Raw genomic sequence first — 15,443 nt, forward strand, 5'->3', positions numbered from 1 at the left:
ATTCATGGGCGCTCAACTCAGGGTCTACAAGCAGAAGATCTCTTCTGCTCAGACGACCAAGAAGATCACGAAGGCGATGGAACTCATCGCGGCTTCGCGCATCCAGAAGGCGATGGCACGCGTCAAGGCGTCCAGCCCCTTCGCGCGGGCCGTGACGAGGGCCGTGTCCGCCGTCGCGACGCACTCCAGCGTCGACCACCCGCTCACCCGCGAGGCTGAGACGATCCGCCGCACGGCGGTCGTCATCTTCTCGAGTGACCGGGGGCTCGCCGGCGCGTTCAACTCCCAAGTGATCCGCGAGGGTCTCGAGCAGGGCGAGCGTCTGCGTGAGCTCGGCCGTGAGCCGGTGTACTACCTGATCGGCCGCAAGGCGGTCGGGTACTTCCAGTTCCGTCGCATCGAGTCCGCCGCGGAATGGATCGGCGACACCGACACGCCGTCGTTCCACACCGCCGAGGAGATCGCGCACACGCTGCAGGAGGCCTTCCTGCGCGGTGGCGCGTCCGAGGGCGTCGACGAGATCGTGCTGGTGTACAACCGCTTCGTCAGCATGATGACGCAGGAGCCCACCGCCCTTCGTCTGCTGCCGCTCGAGATCGAAGAGGCCGAGGACACGGCGACCGCAGCCGTGTACCCGCTCTACGAGTTCGAGCCCGACGCCGAGACGGTGCTGGACGCCATCCTGCCGGTGTACATCCAGAGCCGCGTGTTCAACGCGCTTCTGCAGTCGTCGGCAGCGAAGCAGGCCGCGACGCAGAAGGCGATGAAGTCGGCCAGCGACAACGCCGACAAGCTGATCACCGACTACACCCGCCTGCGCAACAACGCTCGCCAGGCCGAGATCACCCAGCAGATCGCAGAGATCGTCGGCGGCGCCGACGCCCTGTCGTCCAGCTGACACACATCAGGAGAAGAGACGAGAAATGACCACCACCGCCATGGCTGAGCAGCCGGCGACCGCGGTCGTCGGACGCGTCGCACGCGTCAACGGTCCGGTTGTCGACATCGAGTTCCCGCACGACTCGATTCCCGACATCTACAACGCCCTCAAGACCACCATCACGATCGGCGAGGACTCCACCGAGATCACGCTCGAGGTCGCACAGCACCTCGGCGACGACCTCGTCCGCGCGATCGCTCTGAAGCCCACGGACGGCATCGTCCGCGGGCAGGAGGTCCGCGACACCGGTGAGGCCATCTCGGTCCCCGTCGGCGACGTGACCAAGGGCAAGGTCTTCAACGTGATCGGCGAGGTCCTCAACGCCGAGCCCGGCGAGACCATCGAGGTCACCGAGCGCTGGCCGATCCACCGCAAGGCGCCGAACTTCGACCAGCTCGAGTCGAAGACCACCATGTTCGAGACCGGCATCAAGTCGATCGACCTCCTCACCCCCTACGTGCAGGGTGGAAAGATCGGTCTGTTCGGTGGCGCGGGTGTCGGCAAGACCGTGCTCATCCAGGAGATGATCCAGCGCGTGGCGCAGGACCACGGTGGCGTGTCGGTGTTCGCCGGTGTCGGCGAGCGCACCCGTGAGGGCAACGACCTCATCCACGAGATGGAGGAGGCCGGCGTCTTCGACAAGACCGCGCTCGTCTTCGGCCAGATGGACGAGCCGCCGGGGACCCGTCTGCGCGTCGCGCTGTCGGCTCTGACGATGGCGGAGTACTTCCGTGACGTGCAGAAGCAGGACGTGCTGCTCTTCATCGACAACATCTTCCGCTTCACCCAGGCAGGCTCCGAGGTCTCCACGCTGCTGGGCCGCATGCCCTCCGCCGTGGGCTACCAGCCGAACCTCGCCGACGAGATGGGCCTCCTCCAGGAGCGCATCACCTCGACGCGTGGTCACTCGATCACCTCGCTGCAGGCGATCTACGTGCCGGCCGACGACTACACCGACCCGGCTCCCGCGACGACGTTCGCGCACCTGGACGCCACGACCGAGCTCTCGCGAGAGATCGCGTCGAAGGGTCTGTACCCGGCCATCGACCCGCTGACCTCGACGTCGCGCATCATGGACCCGCGCTACCTGGGCGAGGACCACTACCGTGTGGCGACGACGGTCAAGCAGATCCTGCAGAAGAACAAGGAGCTGCAGGAGATCATCGCGATCCTCGGTGTCGACGAGCTCTCCGAAGAGGACAAGATCGTCGTGTCGCGCGCACGTCGCATCCAGCAGTTCCTCTCGCAGAACACCTACATGGCGAAGAAGTTCACCGGTGTCGAGGGATCGACCGTCCCGCTCAAGGAGACCATCGAGTCCTTCGATGCGATCACCCGCGGTGACTTCGACCACGTCGCTGAGCAGGCGTTCTTCAACGTCGGCGGCATCTCCGACGTCGAAGAGGCATGGGCGAAGATCCAGAAGGAGAACGCCTGACCATGGCGCTGCACGTGAGTCTCGTCTCCGCTGACGCGGAGGTCTGGACGGGAGAGGCGTCGCTCGTCGTCGCCAAGACCGTCGAGGGCGAGATCGGCATCATGTCCGGTCACGAGCCGGTGCTGGCCATCCTCGCCCAGGGCGAGGTCCGCATCACTCAGATCGACGGCAGCAAGGTGCTCGCGAACGCGCAGGACGGCTTCCTCTCGATGGAGGGCGACACGCTCACCATCGTGGCCGGCAACGCCGCACTGATCGCCTGACAGCAAGACCACCGGCGTCCGCTCCGGATCGTGCCCTGCACGATCCGGAGCGGACGCTTCGTCTGTGGAGACCATGAAGATCCTCCTGCCCCCGTCCGAGACCAAACGCCAGGGTGGCGTCGGAGGCCCGATGCGCCTCGCCGACCTCGCGCTGCCGGCTCTGGCCGCCCAGCGCACCGAGGTCATCGACGCTCTGGTCGCTCTCTGCGCCGACGAGTCCACCGCGCGTCGCGTATTGAAGCTCAGCGAGCGTCAGGCCGGTGACATCGTGCACAACCGGATGCTGCAGACGGCCCCCACGATGGCCGCCGTCGACCGCTACACGGGCGTGCTCTACGACGCTCTCGACGCCGCGTCCCTCGACCCGTCGGCGCGCCGGTGGCTCGGAGCGCACGTGCTGATCCACTCGGCGCCGTTCGGCCCGGTCGGCGCGCTCGACGAGATCCCGGTGTACCGCCTGGCCGCCGGCACCTCGCTGCCCGGCATCCCCCCGCTGCGCCGACACTGGGCCGCGGCGACGTCCGCCGCTCTGGCGGACGCCGACTTCGTGCTCGACCTGCGCAGCGAGTCCTACGTGGCGCTCGGGCCGGTGGCCGGCGTCGTGCCCTCGGCATACGTGCGCGTGGTCACCGACACAGGCCGCGCCCTGAACCACTTCAACAAGAAGTCCAAGGGCCTGCTCGTGCGCGCCCTCGCCACGACGCGCCCGAGGCCCCGCTCCGTCCGCGCGCTGCTGGGTTGGGCGCAGGAGAACGACATCCCGCTGCGCGAGAGCCCGGATGCCGGGGTTCTGGAGCTCGTGGTCGACGGCTGAGGCCTGAGACGGCGCCGTGTCTCATTGCCCGTGATCGCGCCGCTTCGCTAGCATGGCCGGAGCACGAGATCCGCACGGGGAAGCGACACCGCTTCCTCTCGACGAGAGAAGTGGTTCACTCATGGGATATGGCGACTACGGCGACTACGGCGCCATCGCTGCGATCGTCGGCCTGCTGACGGTGCTGCTGCTGATCGTCGGGCCGATCATGTACGTCATCTCGTCGATCTTCATGATGAAGATCTTCGACAAGGCCGGTGTCGTCGGCAAATGGCGCGCCTGGGTACCGGTCTACCGGGAGATGATCTTCTTCAAGCTCGGCGACATGAGCCCGTGGCTCGTGCTGTACGCGCTGGGCGCGACGATCCTGCTGTCGTGGACCGGTATCGGCGGCATCTTCGGTCTGGTCTTCACCGCGCTGTTCGCGATGGCCGGCTGGCGCGTCGGGCTCAAGCTGCAGAAGGAGGCGGCCTGGGTCATCCTCTTCGTGCTGCTCAACATCGTCTGGATGGGCATCGCCGCGTTCGACCGCTCGCGCTGGAACCCGAACATCGCCCCCGCTCCGTGGGCCGGCAACGGCTTCCTCGGTGACAACACCGTGTGGGACGGCATCCCCGTGCAGCCCGGCCAGAACGCCGCCCCCGCCGGCTACGGCGCACCGCAGGGCTACGCCCCGCCGGCACAGCCCGGCTACGCGCCTCCGGCCCAGCCCGGCTACGCGCCTCCGGCCCAGCCCGGTTACGGACAGCCGGCACAGCCCGGTTACGGCGCTCCGCTCAACCCTGCAGCACCGGTTCCGCCGGCGCCGGGCGCACCGGTTCCGCCTCCGGCCGCGCCGCCGGCACCTCCTGCTCCGCCGTCCGCGCCTCCGGCCGCACCGCCCGCTCCTCCCGCGCCGCCGGCAGCGCCTGAGGACCCGACGCAGCCGCGACCCTGAGCTGAACACGAGGAAGCCCCCGACGAGGTCGGGGGCTTCCTCGTGTCTTCATGCCGAAACAGGGTGGTCGGCGCGCCCGGCCGGTCCGAGCAGCGCCGACGCCCCGATAGTGTGGATGCATGGTCACCTCGCAGCGTCGCGTCGGCGCATCCGGACTCGTCGTCTCCGCAGCCGGTCTCGGCTGCAACAACTTCGGGCGTGCGGGAACAGTGACCGAGACGCTCGACGGCACTCGGGTCGTGATCGACGCGGCACTCGCGAACGGCGTGTTCTTCTTCGACACCGCTGACATGTACGGCGCCGACGCGGGCCGCAGCGAGGAGCTGATGGGCGAGGTGCTCGAGGGCCGCCGCGACCGCGTGGTGCTGGCGACCAAGTTCGGTCACGAGCGGGACATGGGGTACGACTTCCCCGGGGGTCGCGGATCGCGCCGCTACGTGCGTCACGCCGTCGAGCATTCGCTGCGCCGTCTGCGCACCGACTGGATCGACCTCTACCAGCTGCACCTGCCCGACCCGCAGACCCCGATCGCCGAGACCATCGATGCGCTCGACGAGCTCGTCGACGAGGGGAAGATCCGCTACTACGGGCACTCCAACTTCACCGGGTGGCAGATCGCCGAGGCCGAGCTGACCGCCCGCGCCCGCTCCACGGGGCGATTCATCTCCGCTCAGAATCACTATTCGCTGCTGGCGCGTGCGTCCGAGCGTGAAGTGCTGCCCGCGGTCGAGCGCTACGGCCTCGGCTTCTTCCCGTTCTTCCCGCTGAAGAACGGACTGCTCACCGGCAAGTTCACCCGCGAGGGCGGTCCCACCGGCAGCCGCATCATGCAGACGCGTCAGCACATCTGGTCCGACGCGCCCTGGGATGCACTCGAGCAGTACCAGGCGTTCTGCGATCAGCGCGATATCACGATGCTCCAGGCGACCTTCGGCTGGCTGCTGGCGCAGCCCGGCGTCTCCAGCGTGATCGCCGGCGCCACCACGCCCGAGCAGGTCGAGGCGAACGCCGCAGCCGCAGACGCGTGGGCTCCCACGGCAGCGGACCTCGCGGAGATCGACGCCCTGTTCCCGCTGATCGACGACCCTGCCGACCGGATGTGACGGCACGACTACGATGAAGACGAATCCCGCGGCTGTTCAGTCGCCCAGCCGCCCGATGGAGAGCCCACGTGCCTGAGACCACGACGCAGACCTTCCGCGTCAGCGATGACCTCGAGCTCACCTGGGCGGGTGTGACCGATCGCGGCCGACGCCGGGAGAACAACCAGGACTCGTTCCTCGCCAAGTACCCGCTGTTCATCGTCGCCGACGGCATGGGCGGACACGCGGGCGGCGAGATCGCCAGCCAGGCGACCGTCGACCGGCTCTCCGACATGGTCGACGCCGGACAGATCGACGACGAGCGGATCGTGGCTGCGCTGCAGCTGGCCGTGGACGACATCCACCAGCATCCCGAGACGACCGACGAGGGGACGGGGACGACGCTGACCGGCGTGTACCTCGATCGCCATGACGACGGCTGGCGCTGGATCTCGCTCAACATCGGCGACTCACGGGTCTATCTGGAGCGGGACGGTCGCCTGATCCAGGTCACGACCGACCACTCCGTGGTGCAGGAGCTCATCGCATCCGGCAAGATCAGCCCGGAAGAGGCGGACGCCCACCCCTACAGCAACGTGATCACCCGCGCGGTGGGGGCGAACGAGCTCGTCTCACCCGACTACGTCGCCATCGACGTCGTCGACGGCGACCGGTTCATCATCTGCTCCGACGGTCTCACCAAAGAGCTCACCGACTACGGCATCCTGCACTTCCTTCGCGAGAACGCCGAGCCCGCTGACGCGGTGAACGCGATGGTCGATGCGGCGCTGGAGAACGGCGGACGCGACAACGTCACGCTGATCGTGCTCAACGTGCGCTTCACCGGCGGCCGTGGCGGCGCCGCCGACGACGTGGCCACCGCAGAGCGGCCCGCTGTCGGCGGCGATTCATCCTCCACAGAACCCGCGATCGAGGGGTGAGCCGGCCGGCCTGTGGACAGGCCGGATCCGCGGGTCACGATGGGCTGAGATGGGTGGATGGATGCCACCACCATCGTCCTGCCCGCATCTGCCGCGCAGCCGACGCGACCGCCGCTGCCGCTGCTCGCCGCGATCGTCCCCGTCGTCGCGGGAGTGGTGCTGTGGCTGATCACGGACTCCCTGTTCGCGCTGTGCTTCGCGGCCCTCGGCCCGCTGATGCTGCTCGCGTCGTTCTTCGACGGCATGCGATCGCGGCGCCGAGCACGTCGCCGGGCGGAGGGGGAGACCGACGCCGCGTGGCAGCGCGCCGAGGACGAGCTCGTGCGCCTGCACGGCCAGGAGCACCGGATGCTCTGGCATCGTTCACCCGATGCGGCGGGCTGTCTGCTCGACCCGCCGTTGCGAGGCCGCACGCCGCTGAGCGCCGCCACCGACCTGGTGATCGGGCGGGGCCGCACGCGCAGTCGGGTCCGCGCTTCGGGCGGTGACGACGATCGATCCCGTGCCTTCCGCGAGCGCGCCGAGAACCTCGACGATGCTCCGATCGTCGTCGAGCTCGGCGGCGGCGTGTGCGTGCGGGCGGCTCGTCCGGTCGCGAGCGCCGTCGTCAGGGCTCTCGTCGCACAGCTGTGCCTGAGGTTCGGGCCGTCGGAGCTGAGCCTGCACGGCCGCGGTGTCGCGGAGTGGGGCCTGGAGCAGTTTCCGCACGCCGACCGTCGCGGCGCCCGCTTCCGGCTGCGGATCGGCGACGGGGCCGATCCCGCCGACGCCGTGATCTGCGTGCGGACGCCGGGGGAGGAGCCCCCGGAGGGCGTCACGACCGTGCTGGAGTGCGTGGCACCGGCACGGGCGGTCGCGCGCACCCCGGAGGGGCTGCGAGACATCTCCATGGAGGCGGTGTCGACCCGGCAGATCGTCTGCATCGCCGCGGCGGTGGCCAGCAGATCGGAGGACACCGCGCAGGTTCCGGACGCCGTCGCGCTCAGTGAGCTCCAGACGGCGGAGGGCGGTGACGGCCGACTCGCCGCACGCTTCGGGCGAGGGGAGCAGGGCGATGTGCTCGTCGATCTGGTCGACGACGGTCCGCACGCGATCGTCACGGGCATGACGGGCACGGGAAAGAGCGAGCTTCTGACCAGCTGGGTGGTGGCGATCGCCGCCGCGCATGCGCCGGAGGAGGTGACGTTCGTGCTGATCGACTTCAAGGGAGGCACGGCGTTCGACCCGCTGCGCTCGCTGCCCCATGTCGTCGCGGTCGTCACCGACCTCGATGCGGCCGGTGCGCGACGTGGGGTCGGCAGTCTCAGCGCCGAGCTGCGGCGCCGGGAGGCGGCTCTGGCCGCAGCGGGCGCGCGCGACGTCACCGGATCCCCCTCGCTCGCTCGGCTCGTGATCGTCGTCGACGAGTTCGCCGCCCTCATGCAGGAGCACCCCGACCTGGCGCAGATCTTCACCGATATCGCCGCGCGCGGACGGGCGCTGGGGATGCATCTCGTTCTCGGCACGCAGCGTGCGGGCGGTGTGATCCGGGACGCCCTGGCGGCGAACTGCCCGCTGCGGCTGAGCCTGCGCGTGGCGGAGGCGGCCGACAGTCGCCTGGTGATCGGCTCGGAGGTCGCGGCGGCGCTCCCGGGAGGATCGGCGTCGCGCGGCCTGGTGTACCTGCGTCGGCCCGAGGACGTCGAGCCGCATGCCGTGCGCGTCGCGCTGACCTCCCCGCACGATGTGGCGGCGGTGACGCGCCGGTGGGAGGGGGCGCAGACCCCGGCCAGTCCGTGGCTGCCCCCGCTGCCCCGCGTGATCGACCTGCCCTCCGGCAGCGGCGCACCCGAGGCCGGTGTGATCGTGCTCGGCCGAGCCGATGAGCCGGATCAGCAGAGGCAGCCCTGGGTGCATCTCGCGCGCGGCGACGGGCTCGGCGTGATCGGCGGCCCGGGGGCGGGCAAGAGCGCGCTGATCCGCATCGTGCATGCTCAGATCCCGGATGCGGTCGTCATCCCGAACGACGTCGAGGAGGCGTGGGATGCTGTGGCGGAGCTCGCGACCGGTCGGCACGGGATGGTCCTCTGCGATGATCTCGACGTGCTGCTCGCGCAGTACCCGGCTGAGCACGCGCAGCTCTTCCTGAGCCGGTGGGAGCGCATCGTCCGCTCCCCGGCCGGCGTCGTGATCACCTCGTCACGGGCGACGGGTCCGGTCGGGCGGCTGCTCGACGGGCTCTCGCACCGCGCGCTGCTGAGGCTGAGCGGCAGGGTGGAGCACATCTCCGCCGGCGGCGAGTCCGCGGCGTTCGACCCGCACCGGCCGCCCGGCCGCGGCGTGGTGGACGGTCGCGACGTGCAGATCTGCTGGACCGATCCGGTCGCGCCGGGCAGCGGGCGTCGGGGGAGCGCGGATGCGCGCGGCATCGCACGCTGGCGGCCCGCGCGCACTCCCGCGGGCGTGGTGACGACAGCGGTCGACGAGACCCGCACGACGCTCGCCGCCGCGGTCCCGGGATGCCGGGTGACGACCCTCGCCGAGAACGGGCCGACCCCCGCCGAGGACGCGCCGGTCGTGATCGTCGGCGACCCGGAGCAGTGGCGTGCTCAGTGGTCGCTGCTGCAGGGCATCCGCAGCGCGGGCGAGCTCGTCATCGCGGCGGAATGCGCGACGGAACTGCGCCAGCTCGCGGGGGTGCGCGACACCCCGCCGTACGCGCGGCTGCACGAGGGCCGGGCGTGGGTGGTGCCAGCCGGAGGGCGACCGCGACGAGTGCGGCTGACCTGAGCCAGCGGCTGGATCAGATACCGGAACCCGGACGGATCATGCCGACCGGCTGACCGCCGCCGAGCACATCGAGGGGGAGGGCCGATGCGAGCGCCGCGACGTCGGCCTCGCCGAGCGCGCCGGCCCTGGCGAGCAGCGTGGCGGCGACGATCGCCGAGGCGCGGCTGCTGCCGTCGAGTGTCTTGATCGCCACGGTCGTGTTGTCCGGGGCGACCATGACCATCACACCCTCGGCGCCGTGCTTGGCGAACACGCCGAGCGTCTCGATGGCGATGGTGTCGGGTTCGCCGGGCCCCGCGATCGTCCACGGGTTCTCCCGGACGGCGCGCACGAGCGCACCGGCGACACGGTGCAGGGCGAACGGAGAGCGCTCCGAGGCCGAGCCGATCCGATGGATCGCGCGTGCGAGGCCCAGCAGGGTGATGGCGTGCACCGGCGCGCCGCAACCGTCGATCGACGTATGCGCGATCTTCTCTCCGGCGAGGCGCTCCACCACATCCCGGATGTGTACCTGCAGCGGGTGCGCGGTGTCGAGGTATCCCTCGGTCGGCCAGCCGGTCGCGACGCAGGCGCGGAGCATGAGGGCGTGCTTGCCCGAGCAGTTCATCCGCACGCGTGCCTGATCGGCGTGATCGCGGATCATGTCGCGGCGCGCCGTGGAGTCGGACGGCCACGCGGCAGGGCAGCCCAGGTCGTCCTCATTGAGGCCGCCTGCGGCGAGCATCTCGCGCACGACCTCGACATGCCGATCAGTGCCGCTGTGGCTGGCCGTGCCGAGCGCGAGCTGCTCGCCCTCCAGGCTCGCGCCGGCTGTCACACTGGCGATCGCCTGCAGCGGCTTCAGGCTGGAGCGCGGCAGGATCAGCGCTTCGGCGTTGCCGTGCTGAGCGATGACCTCCCCGTCGGGGGAGAGCACGACGGCGGCGCCCGCATGGCGGGACTCCACGAAGCCGTTGCGCTCCACGATCGCGAGTTCGACGGCGTCAGCGATGGTGAGAGTCTCGAGCACCAGACAAGCCTAATGCGCTGCACGGTGGCAGACTGGCGCGATGGCCCCCCTCGGCGAACACCACTACGCGCTCACGACCACCTGGACCGGGAACCGCGGCACCGGCACGAGCGGCTATCGCGACTACGCCCGTGACGTCACGATCGGCATCCAGGGCAAACCCGACCTGCAGGCATCGGCCGACAAGCCGTTCCGCGGCGACCCGTCGCGCTGGAATCCGGAGGATCTGCTTCTGGCGGCCCTGTCGGAATGCCACCTGCTGTCGTACCTGCACGCGTGCGTCACCGCCGGGGTCGTCGTGACCGAGTACCGCGACGAGGCCACCGGGGTGATGCGCGAGGACGGACGAGGCGGCGGCGCGTTCGCCGAGGTGACGCTGCGTCCTCACGTGCGCGTCGCCGACGAGTCGATGCTCGACGCCGCACGCGAGGCGCACCGCATCGCCCACGAATGGTGCTTCATCGCGAACTCCGTGAACTTCCCGGTGCACCACGACGCCACCGTCGAGGTGGCATCAGAGCGCGGCTGAGCTCAGCGGCGCTCGTGCGGAAGCGCCTGCTTGATCTTCTCGATGGGTGTCTGCGCCGGCGGCTCGTTGTACACGCCGGCGAGCTCCTGTCCGCTCAGCGCGTGGATGGCGGCCATGATCTCGTCGGTGGCGAGGCGGCGAGCTCTGCCACTCGTCGCGGGACCGTGCCTGGACACGTCGATCGGGGTGCCGAAGCGCACCGTGACGCGCTCGCTGAGCGAGGGCATCTTCGCCCCCCTCGGCATCATCCTGTCCGTGCCGATCAGGCCCACCGGGACGACCGGAGCCCCCGTCTGCAGGGCGAGGAAGGCGACACCCGTGCGGCCCTTGTACAGTCGGCCGTCCGTCGAGCGGGTCCCCTCGGGGTACAGCGCGACGGCCAGACCGTCGTCGAGCAGCTGCCGCTGCTGGTCCAGCGCGTCGAGAGCGGCCTGGCCGGCACCCCGGCGCACGGGGATCGCTCCGACCGAGGTGAAGAAGTCGCGCGAGATGGCGCCCTTGATCCCGGTGCCCTCGAAGTAGCTCGACTTCGCGAGGAAGTGCACCGGCCGCGGAGCCGCGATCGGGATCGCCATCGAGTCGATGAACGACAGGTGATTGCTGGCGAGGATCACCGCACCGGTCAGCGGCACGTTCTCGCGACCCTCGATGCGAGGCCGATAGACCACCCGCGCCACGGACGCCGCGACCATCCGCCCGACCTTGTACTTGAACCCGGCGTGGCGAGGCGACGGGTGCCCCGGCGTCTCCGGCTCGGGGTCCGCGGGGGTGACCGACTGCTCAGAACTCACCGGAAGAGCTTATCTTCCGGTGCATGCCTGCCGCGGAATGACGCGGCGTCCGGTTCTGCACTCAGCGGCGGCAAAGCCGGGTGCGTCAGGATGGGACCTTCACCGTTCTGCGAACCCGAAGGTCTCATGTTGCGTCTGCGCCCCCTCGCCCTTGCCTCCACCGTGGCCGTCACCGCGCTCCTGCTCGCCGGATGCTCCGGTGCTCAGGACACGTCGGATGCGTCCGACTCGAAGGGCAGCGCCGACGCGTGCGAGCAGGTCGCCGCTCCCGGTGCGCTCACCGACAGTGTCGACGTGAGCGGTGACTTCGGTCAGCCGGCCAAGATCACCGTCGCGAAGGATCAGAAGGTCGACGAGGTGCAGCGCACCGTCGTCACCGAGGGCACGGGCGAGAAGGTCGAGGAGGGCGACTACATCGCCTACGCGATGAGCGCCTTCGACTCCAAGACGGGGGAGCACCTCGGCGATCTCGGGTACGCCGAGGGGGAGCTGCTGCCGCAGGACGCGCTGGCGAATCAGGCGCTCGCGGAGGCGATCGGCTGCGCCCCGATCGGCACGCGCGTCGCATTCGCGCTGCCCGCCTCCGACGGCGCGGACTCGCAGCTGTACATCATCGACGTGCTCGACAAGGTGCCCACCGCGGCGTGGGGCGAGAAGCAGGAGCCGGTCGATGGGATGCCTGTCGTCACGCTCGCCAAGGACGGCGAACCCGCCGTCGAGGTGCCGTCCGCAGACGCTCCCGCCGAGCTCGAGATCTCGGTGCTGAAGCAGGGTGACGGGCCCGCCGTCGCCGACGGCGACACCACGCTGCTGCAGTACTACGGCGTCGACTGGGAGAGCGGCGAGAGCTTCGACTCGTCCTGGTCGAAGGGGGCTCCGTACGCAGCCCCGGGAAACACCTACGTGCCCGGCTTCGTGCAGGCGCTCGCCGGTCAGAAGGTGGGCTCGCAGGTTCTCGTGGTCATCCCGCCGGAGCTCGCCTACGGCGAGGACCCCGAGGGCCACGAGCTCGGCGGCAAGACCCTCGTCTTCGTCATCGACATCCTCGCGACGCAGCACGCACCAGCCGCGCAGTGATGCGCTGAACGAGAGGGCGGCGATCCGACGGGGTCGCCGCCCTCTCGCATAGGCTGGCGGCATGCGTCGCGTCATCGTCCTCGGCTCCACAGGCTCCATCGGCACCCAGGCGCTGGACGTGATCCGCGCCAATCCGCGTCGCTTCGAGCTGGTGGGGATCGCCGCGGGCAGTAACGCCGAGCTGGTCGCCGAGCAGGCCGCGCAGTTCCACCTCGAGCACACCGCTCTCGGCGCCGTCGAGGCGGAGCAGCTGGTGCGTGACGTCGACGCCGATGTGGTGCTCAACGCCATCACCGGCTCGATCGGGCTCGGCTCGACGCTCGCCGCCCTCGAGGCGGGGCGCACGCTGGCATTGGCGAACAAGGAGTCCTTGATCGTCAGCGGCGAGCTGGTGCGTGCGGCGGCGGCTCCCGGCCAGATCGTTCCGGTCGACTCGGAGCATTCCGCGTTGGCCCAGGCGCTGCGCGCCGGCACACGCGCCGAAGTCAGAAGGCTCGTCGTCACCGCATCCGGCGGGCCGTTCCGTGGCCGCTCTCGTGCCGAGCTGGCCGACGTCACCCCGGCGCAGGCGCTCGCGCACCCCACCTGGGACATGGGCCGGATGGTCACCACCAACTCGGCCACGCTGGTCAACAAGGGCCTGGAGGTCATCGAGGCGCACCTGCTGTTCGACGTGCCCTACGACGACATCGAGGTGGTCGTGCACCCGCAGTCGGTCGTGCACTCGATGGTCGAGTTCGTCGACGGCTCCACCATCGCCCAGGCGTCACCGCCGGACATGCGGCTGCCCATCTCGCTCGGCCTGGACTGGCCGCACCGGGTCGGCGGCGTGGGCCGACCGCTCGACTGGCGCACGGCGACCAGCTGGACCTTCGAGCCGCTCGACGACGAGGCGTTCCCCGCCGTCGCGCTCGCCAAGGCGGTCGGTCGTGCCGGCAGCACGTTCCCCGCGGTGTACAACGCCGCGAACGAGCAGGCCGTGCATGCCTTCCACGACGGCCGGCTGACGTTCCTCGGCATCGTCGACACCGTGCAGCGCGTCGTCGACGCGCACGACGCCCCGGAGGAGCTGACGCTCGAGGCGCTCGCCGAGGCCGAGACCTGGGCACGTGCGAAGGCGGATGCGCTGATCGCGGCCTCCTGACCGGCCCTGCGGGTGCCAGGCCCGCGCGACCGGTGCCCGCGCCTCAGTCGGTGTAGGGGACGGGCCAGTGCGATTCGGGAGCAGGCCATCCGGCGGCGATGAGCGCCCGGCGGGCCAGCTCACGGGCCGAGTACGGCGTGCGCACTCCGCGGATGTCGCGATAGTCCTGGTGCCCCGGCCCCGCCCACAGGATGGCATCCCCTTCGCCGACCAGCCCGACCGCGGTCACGATCGCGTCCTCCGGCGGCGACACCTCGTGGATCTCGGCGTCCGGCCGTGCGCGACGGGCACCCTCGACGAGGGTGGCGCGGATCGACGCCGGGTCCTCGAACCGGGGGTGGTGATCGGTGATCACGAGGATGTCGCTGCCCTCCACGGCGGTGCGGGCCATGTCGAAGCGCTTGGTGGCATCGCGGTCGCCATCGGCGCCGAACAGCATCAGCACCTTCCCCGGGGTGACCCGACGAACCGCGGCCAGGGTCTTCTCGAAGGCGTCGGGGGAGTGTCCGAAGTCGACGTAGACGGCGGGGCCGGTCTCGCCCGAGATGAACTGGGTGCGTCCGGGCAGGTGCGCGACGATGTGACCGTCGCGGTCGAGGGCATCGGCGATGCGGTCCCACTCGTACCCGCCCTCGAGCAGCATGACGATCGCGAGCCCCGCGTTGGCCGCCATGTGCGGTCCGATCACGGGAACGACGCTCGACAGAGTGCGCCCCGCAGGACCGGTGAGCGTGAATGCGGTGACGCTGGGGCGCTCGTCATCGATCGAGACGACCCAGTCCGCACGCGCGGCGGCCTCGGGGTCGGCGGCGATCGCCGGCGTGCCGACGGTGACGACCGGCACGGTGGCGCGCTCGACGACGACGGCGCCGGACGACGAGTCCACGCTCACGACGGCGCGGCGCGACCGCTCCGGGGTGAACAGCGGGAGCTTGGCCTCGAAGTACTCCTCCATGTCGGCGTAGTCGTCGAGATGGTCGTGCGAGAGATTGGTGAACCCGGCGACGTCGAACATGATGCCGTCCACGCGGTGCCGTGACAGGGCCTGCGCGCTGACCTCGACCGCGACCGCCTCGACCTTCCGCTCGCGCATCAGGGCGAGCAGGGCATGCATCTCGGATGCCTCCGGTGTGGTCAGACGCGAGACGATCACCTCACCGGCGATGTGCCGCTCTGCCGTCGACGACAGACCCGACACGACCCCGATCTGATCGAGCAGGCCCTGCAGCAGGTGCGACACGCTCGTCTTGCCGTTGGTGCCCGTGGTGCCGAACAGCAGCGGCAGCGGGTCGCCCGCGCCGGTGCCGTACACCCACGCGCTCAGGGCGCCGAGCACCCCGCGCGGGTCGTCCACCACGATGATCGGCAGACCCGCAGATCCGGCGATCCCGGCCCCTGCCTCGTCTGTGATGATCGCGACCGCGCCCTTCTCCGCCGCGGTCTGCGCGAACTCGGCGCCGTGCCGGTTGACGCCCTGGATGGCGACGAACGCCTCTCCTGCGCGCAGGTCGGCGGTCGCGAGCGTGATGCCGCTCAGCTGCACGTCGGCGATGTCACCGCGGACGTCTCGGGCGAAGCGTTCGGCCAGCTCTGCCAGGGCACGACGGGGTGGGTCGGCCGGACGGAGCACAGGGGGCAGCGATGTCGTGGTCATATCCCGTCCATGATCTCACGCGGCCCAGCCGCTCCCGGTGCGGACGGGGATCCAG

General features: G+C 70.3%; 14 protein-coding genes. 11 read left to right on the top strand and 3 right to left on the bottom strand.

Annotation, left to right across the window (positions count from 1 at the left end):
- Nucleotides 1–4 precede the first annotated feature (4 nt).
- From AB0O65_RS04600 to AB0O65_RS04635, 8 genes are all read left to right on the top strand, one after another.
- Nucleotides 5–898: a F0F1 ATP synthase subunit gamma gene (locus AB0O65_RS04600; protein ID WP_071642247.1), complete on the top strand. Its 894-nt coding sequence runs from the start codon at nucleotides 5–7 to the stop codon at nucleotides 896–898.
- 25 nt (nucleotides 899–923) lie between these two features.
- Nucleotides 924–2,378, top strand: a complete 1,455-nt coding sequence (atpD, locus tag AB0O65_RS04605) for a F0F1 ATP synthase subunit beta (protein WP_071642248.1) — start codon at nucleotides 924–926, stop codon at nucleotides 2,376–2,378.
- A gap of 2 nt (nucleotides 2,379–2,380) precedes the next feature.
- Nucleotides 2,381–2,641 carry a F0F1 ATP synthase subunit epsilon gene (locus AB0O65_RS04610; protein WP_191711776.1) on the top strand — a complete coding sequence of 87 codons (261 nt, stop codon included), beginning with the start codon at nucleotides 2,381–2,383 and terminating at the stop codon, nucleotides 2,639–2,641.
- A 73-nt stretch (nucleotides 2,642–2,714) separates the two neighbouring features.
- Nucleotides 2,715–3,455: a peroxide stress protein YaaA gene (yaaA, locus tag AB0O65_RS04615; RefSeq protein ID WP_363383539.1), complete on the top strand. Its 741-nt coding sequence runs from the start codon at nucleotides 2,715–2,717 to the stop codon at nucleotides 3,453–3,455.
- Between the two features lie 121 nt (nucleotides 3,456–3,576).
- The gene (locus AB0O65_RS04620; protein WP_313478012.1) at nucleotides 3,577–4,392 is read left to right on the top strand and encodes a large exoprotein; all 816 of its coding nucleotides are present in this window, start codon (nucleotides 3,577–3,579) and stop codon (nucleotides 4,390–4,392) included.
- 119 nt (nucleotides 4,393–4,511) lie between these two features.
- Complete coding sequence (locus tag AB0O65_RS04625; RefSeq protein WP_363383346.1) at nucleotides 4,512–5,495, top strand: aldo/keto reductase; 984 nt, start codon at nucleotides 4,512–4,514, stop codon at nucleotides 5,493–5,495.
- Nucleotides 5,496–5,563: 68 nt separating this feature from the next.
- Nucleotides 5,564–6,415, top strand: a complete 852-nt coding sequence (locus AB0O65_RS04630; protein WP_071642252.1) for a protein phosphatase 2C domain-containing protein — start codon at nucleotides 5,564–5,566, stop codon at nucleotides 6,413–6,415.
- 57 nt (nucleotides 6,416–6,472) lie between these two features.
- On the top strand, nucleotides 6,473–9,184 hold the full coding sequence (locus tag AB0O65_RS04635; protein ID WP_363383348.1) for an FtsK/SpoIIIE domain-containing protein: 2,712 nt from the start codon (nucleotides 6,473–6,475) through the stop codon (nucleotides 9,182–9,184).
- Nucleotides 9,185–9,197: 13 nt separating this feature from the next.
- On the opposite strand, the gene AB0O65_RS04640 is transcribed toward AB0O65_RS04635, so the two are convergent.
- Nucleotides 9,198–10,193, bottom strand: a complete 996-nt coding sequence (locus AB0O65_RS04640; RefSeq protein ID WP_071642254.1) for an asparaginase — start codon at nucleotides 10,191–10,193, stop codon at nucleotides 9,198–9,200.
- A gap of 40 nt (nucleotides 10,194–10,233) precedes the next feature.
- Here AB0O65_RS04640 and AB0O65_RS04645 point away from each other — a divergent pair, with 40 nt between their 5' ends.
- On the top strand, nucleotides 10,234–10,722 hold the full coding sequence (locus AB0O65_RS04645) for an OsmC family protein (protein ID WP_071642255.1): 489 nt from the start codon (nucleotides 10,234–10,236) through the stop codon (nucleotides 10,720–10,722).
- 2 nt (nucleotides 10,723–10,724) lie between these two features.
- Here the strand turns inward: AB0O65_RS04645 and AB0O65_RS04650 are convergent, their stop codons facing one another.
- Nucleotides 10,725–11,414, bottom strand: a complete 690-nt coding sequence (locus AB0O65_RS04650; RefSeq protein WP_191712886.1) for a lysophospholipid acyltransferase family protein — start codon at nucleotides 11,412–11,414, stop codon at nucleotides 10,725–10,727.
- A 225-nt stretch (nucleotides 11,415–11,639) separates the two neighbouring features.
- Here AB0O65_RS04650 and AB0O65_RS04655 point away from each other — a divergent pair, with 225 nt between their 5' ends.
- Together AB0O65_RS04655 and dxr are read left to right on the top strand one after the other, a co-directional pair.
- Nucleotides 11,640–12,590 (top strand): FKBP-type peptidyl-prolyl cis-trans isomerase, encoded by a 951-nt coding sequence (locus AB0O65_RS04655; protein WP_313478023.1) that lies wholly within the window; start codon nucleotides 11,640–11,642, stop codon nucleotides 12,588–12,590.
- A gap of 61 nt (nucleotides 12,591–12,651) precedes the next feature.
- The gene (gene dxr, locus AB0O65_RS04660) at nucleotides 12,652–13,734 is read left to right on the top strand and encodes a 1-deoxy-D-xylulose-5-phosphate reductoisomerase (protein WP_363383351.1); all 1,083 of its coding nucleotides are present in this window, start codon (nucleotides 12,652–12,654) and stop codon (nucleotides 13,732–13,734) included.
- Nucleotides 13,735–13,777: 43 nt separating this feature from the next.
- On the opposite strand, the gene AB0O65_RS04665 is transcribed toward dxr, so the two are convergent.
- Nucleotides 13,778–15,388: a UDP-N-acetylmuramoyl-L-alanyl-D-glutamate--2,6-diaminopimelate ligase gene (locus AB0O65_RS04665; protein ID WP_363383353.1), complete on the bottom strand. Its 1,611-nt coding sequence runs from the start codon at nucleotides 15,386–15,388 to the stop codon at nucleotides 13,778–13,780.
- Nucleotides 15,389–15,443 lie beyond the last annotated feature (55 nt).

The sequence above is a fragment of the Microbacterium sp. NPDC077391 genome (assembly GCF_040686955.1).
GTDB lineage: Bacteria > Actinomycetota > Actinomycetes > Actinomycetales > Microbacteriaceae > Microbacterium > Microbacterium commune.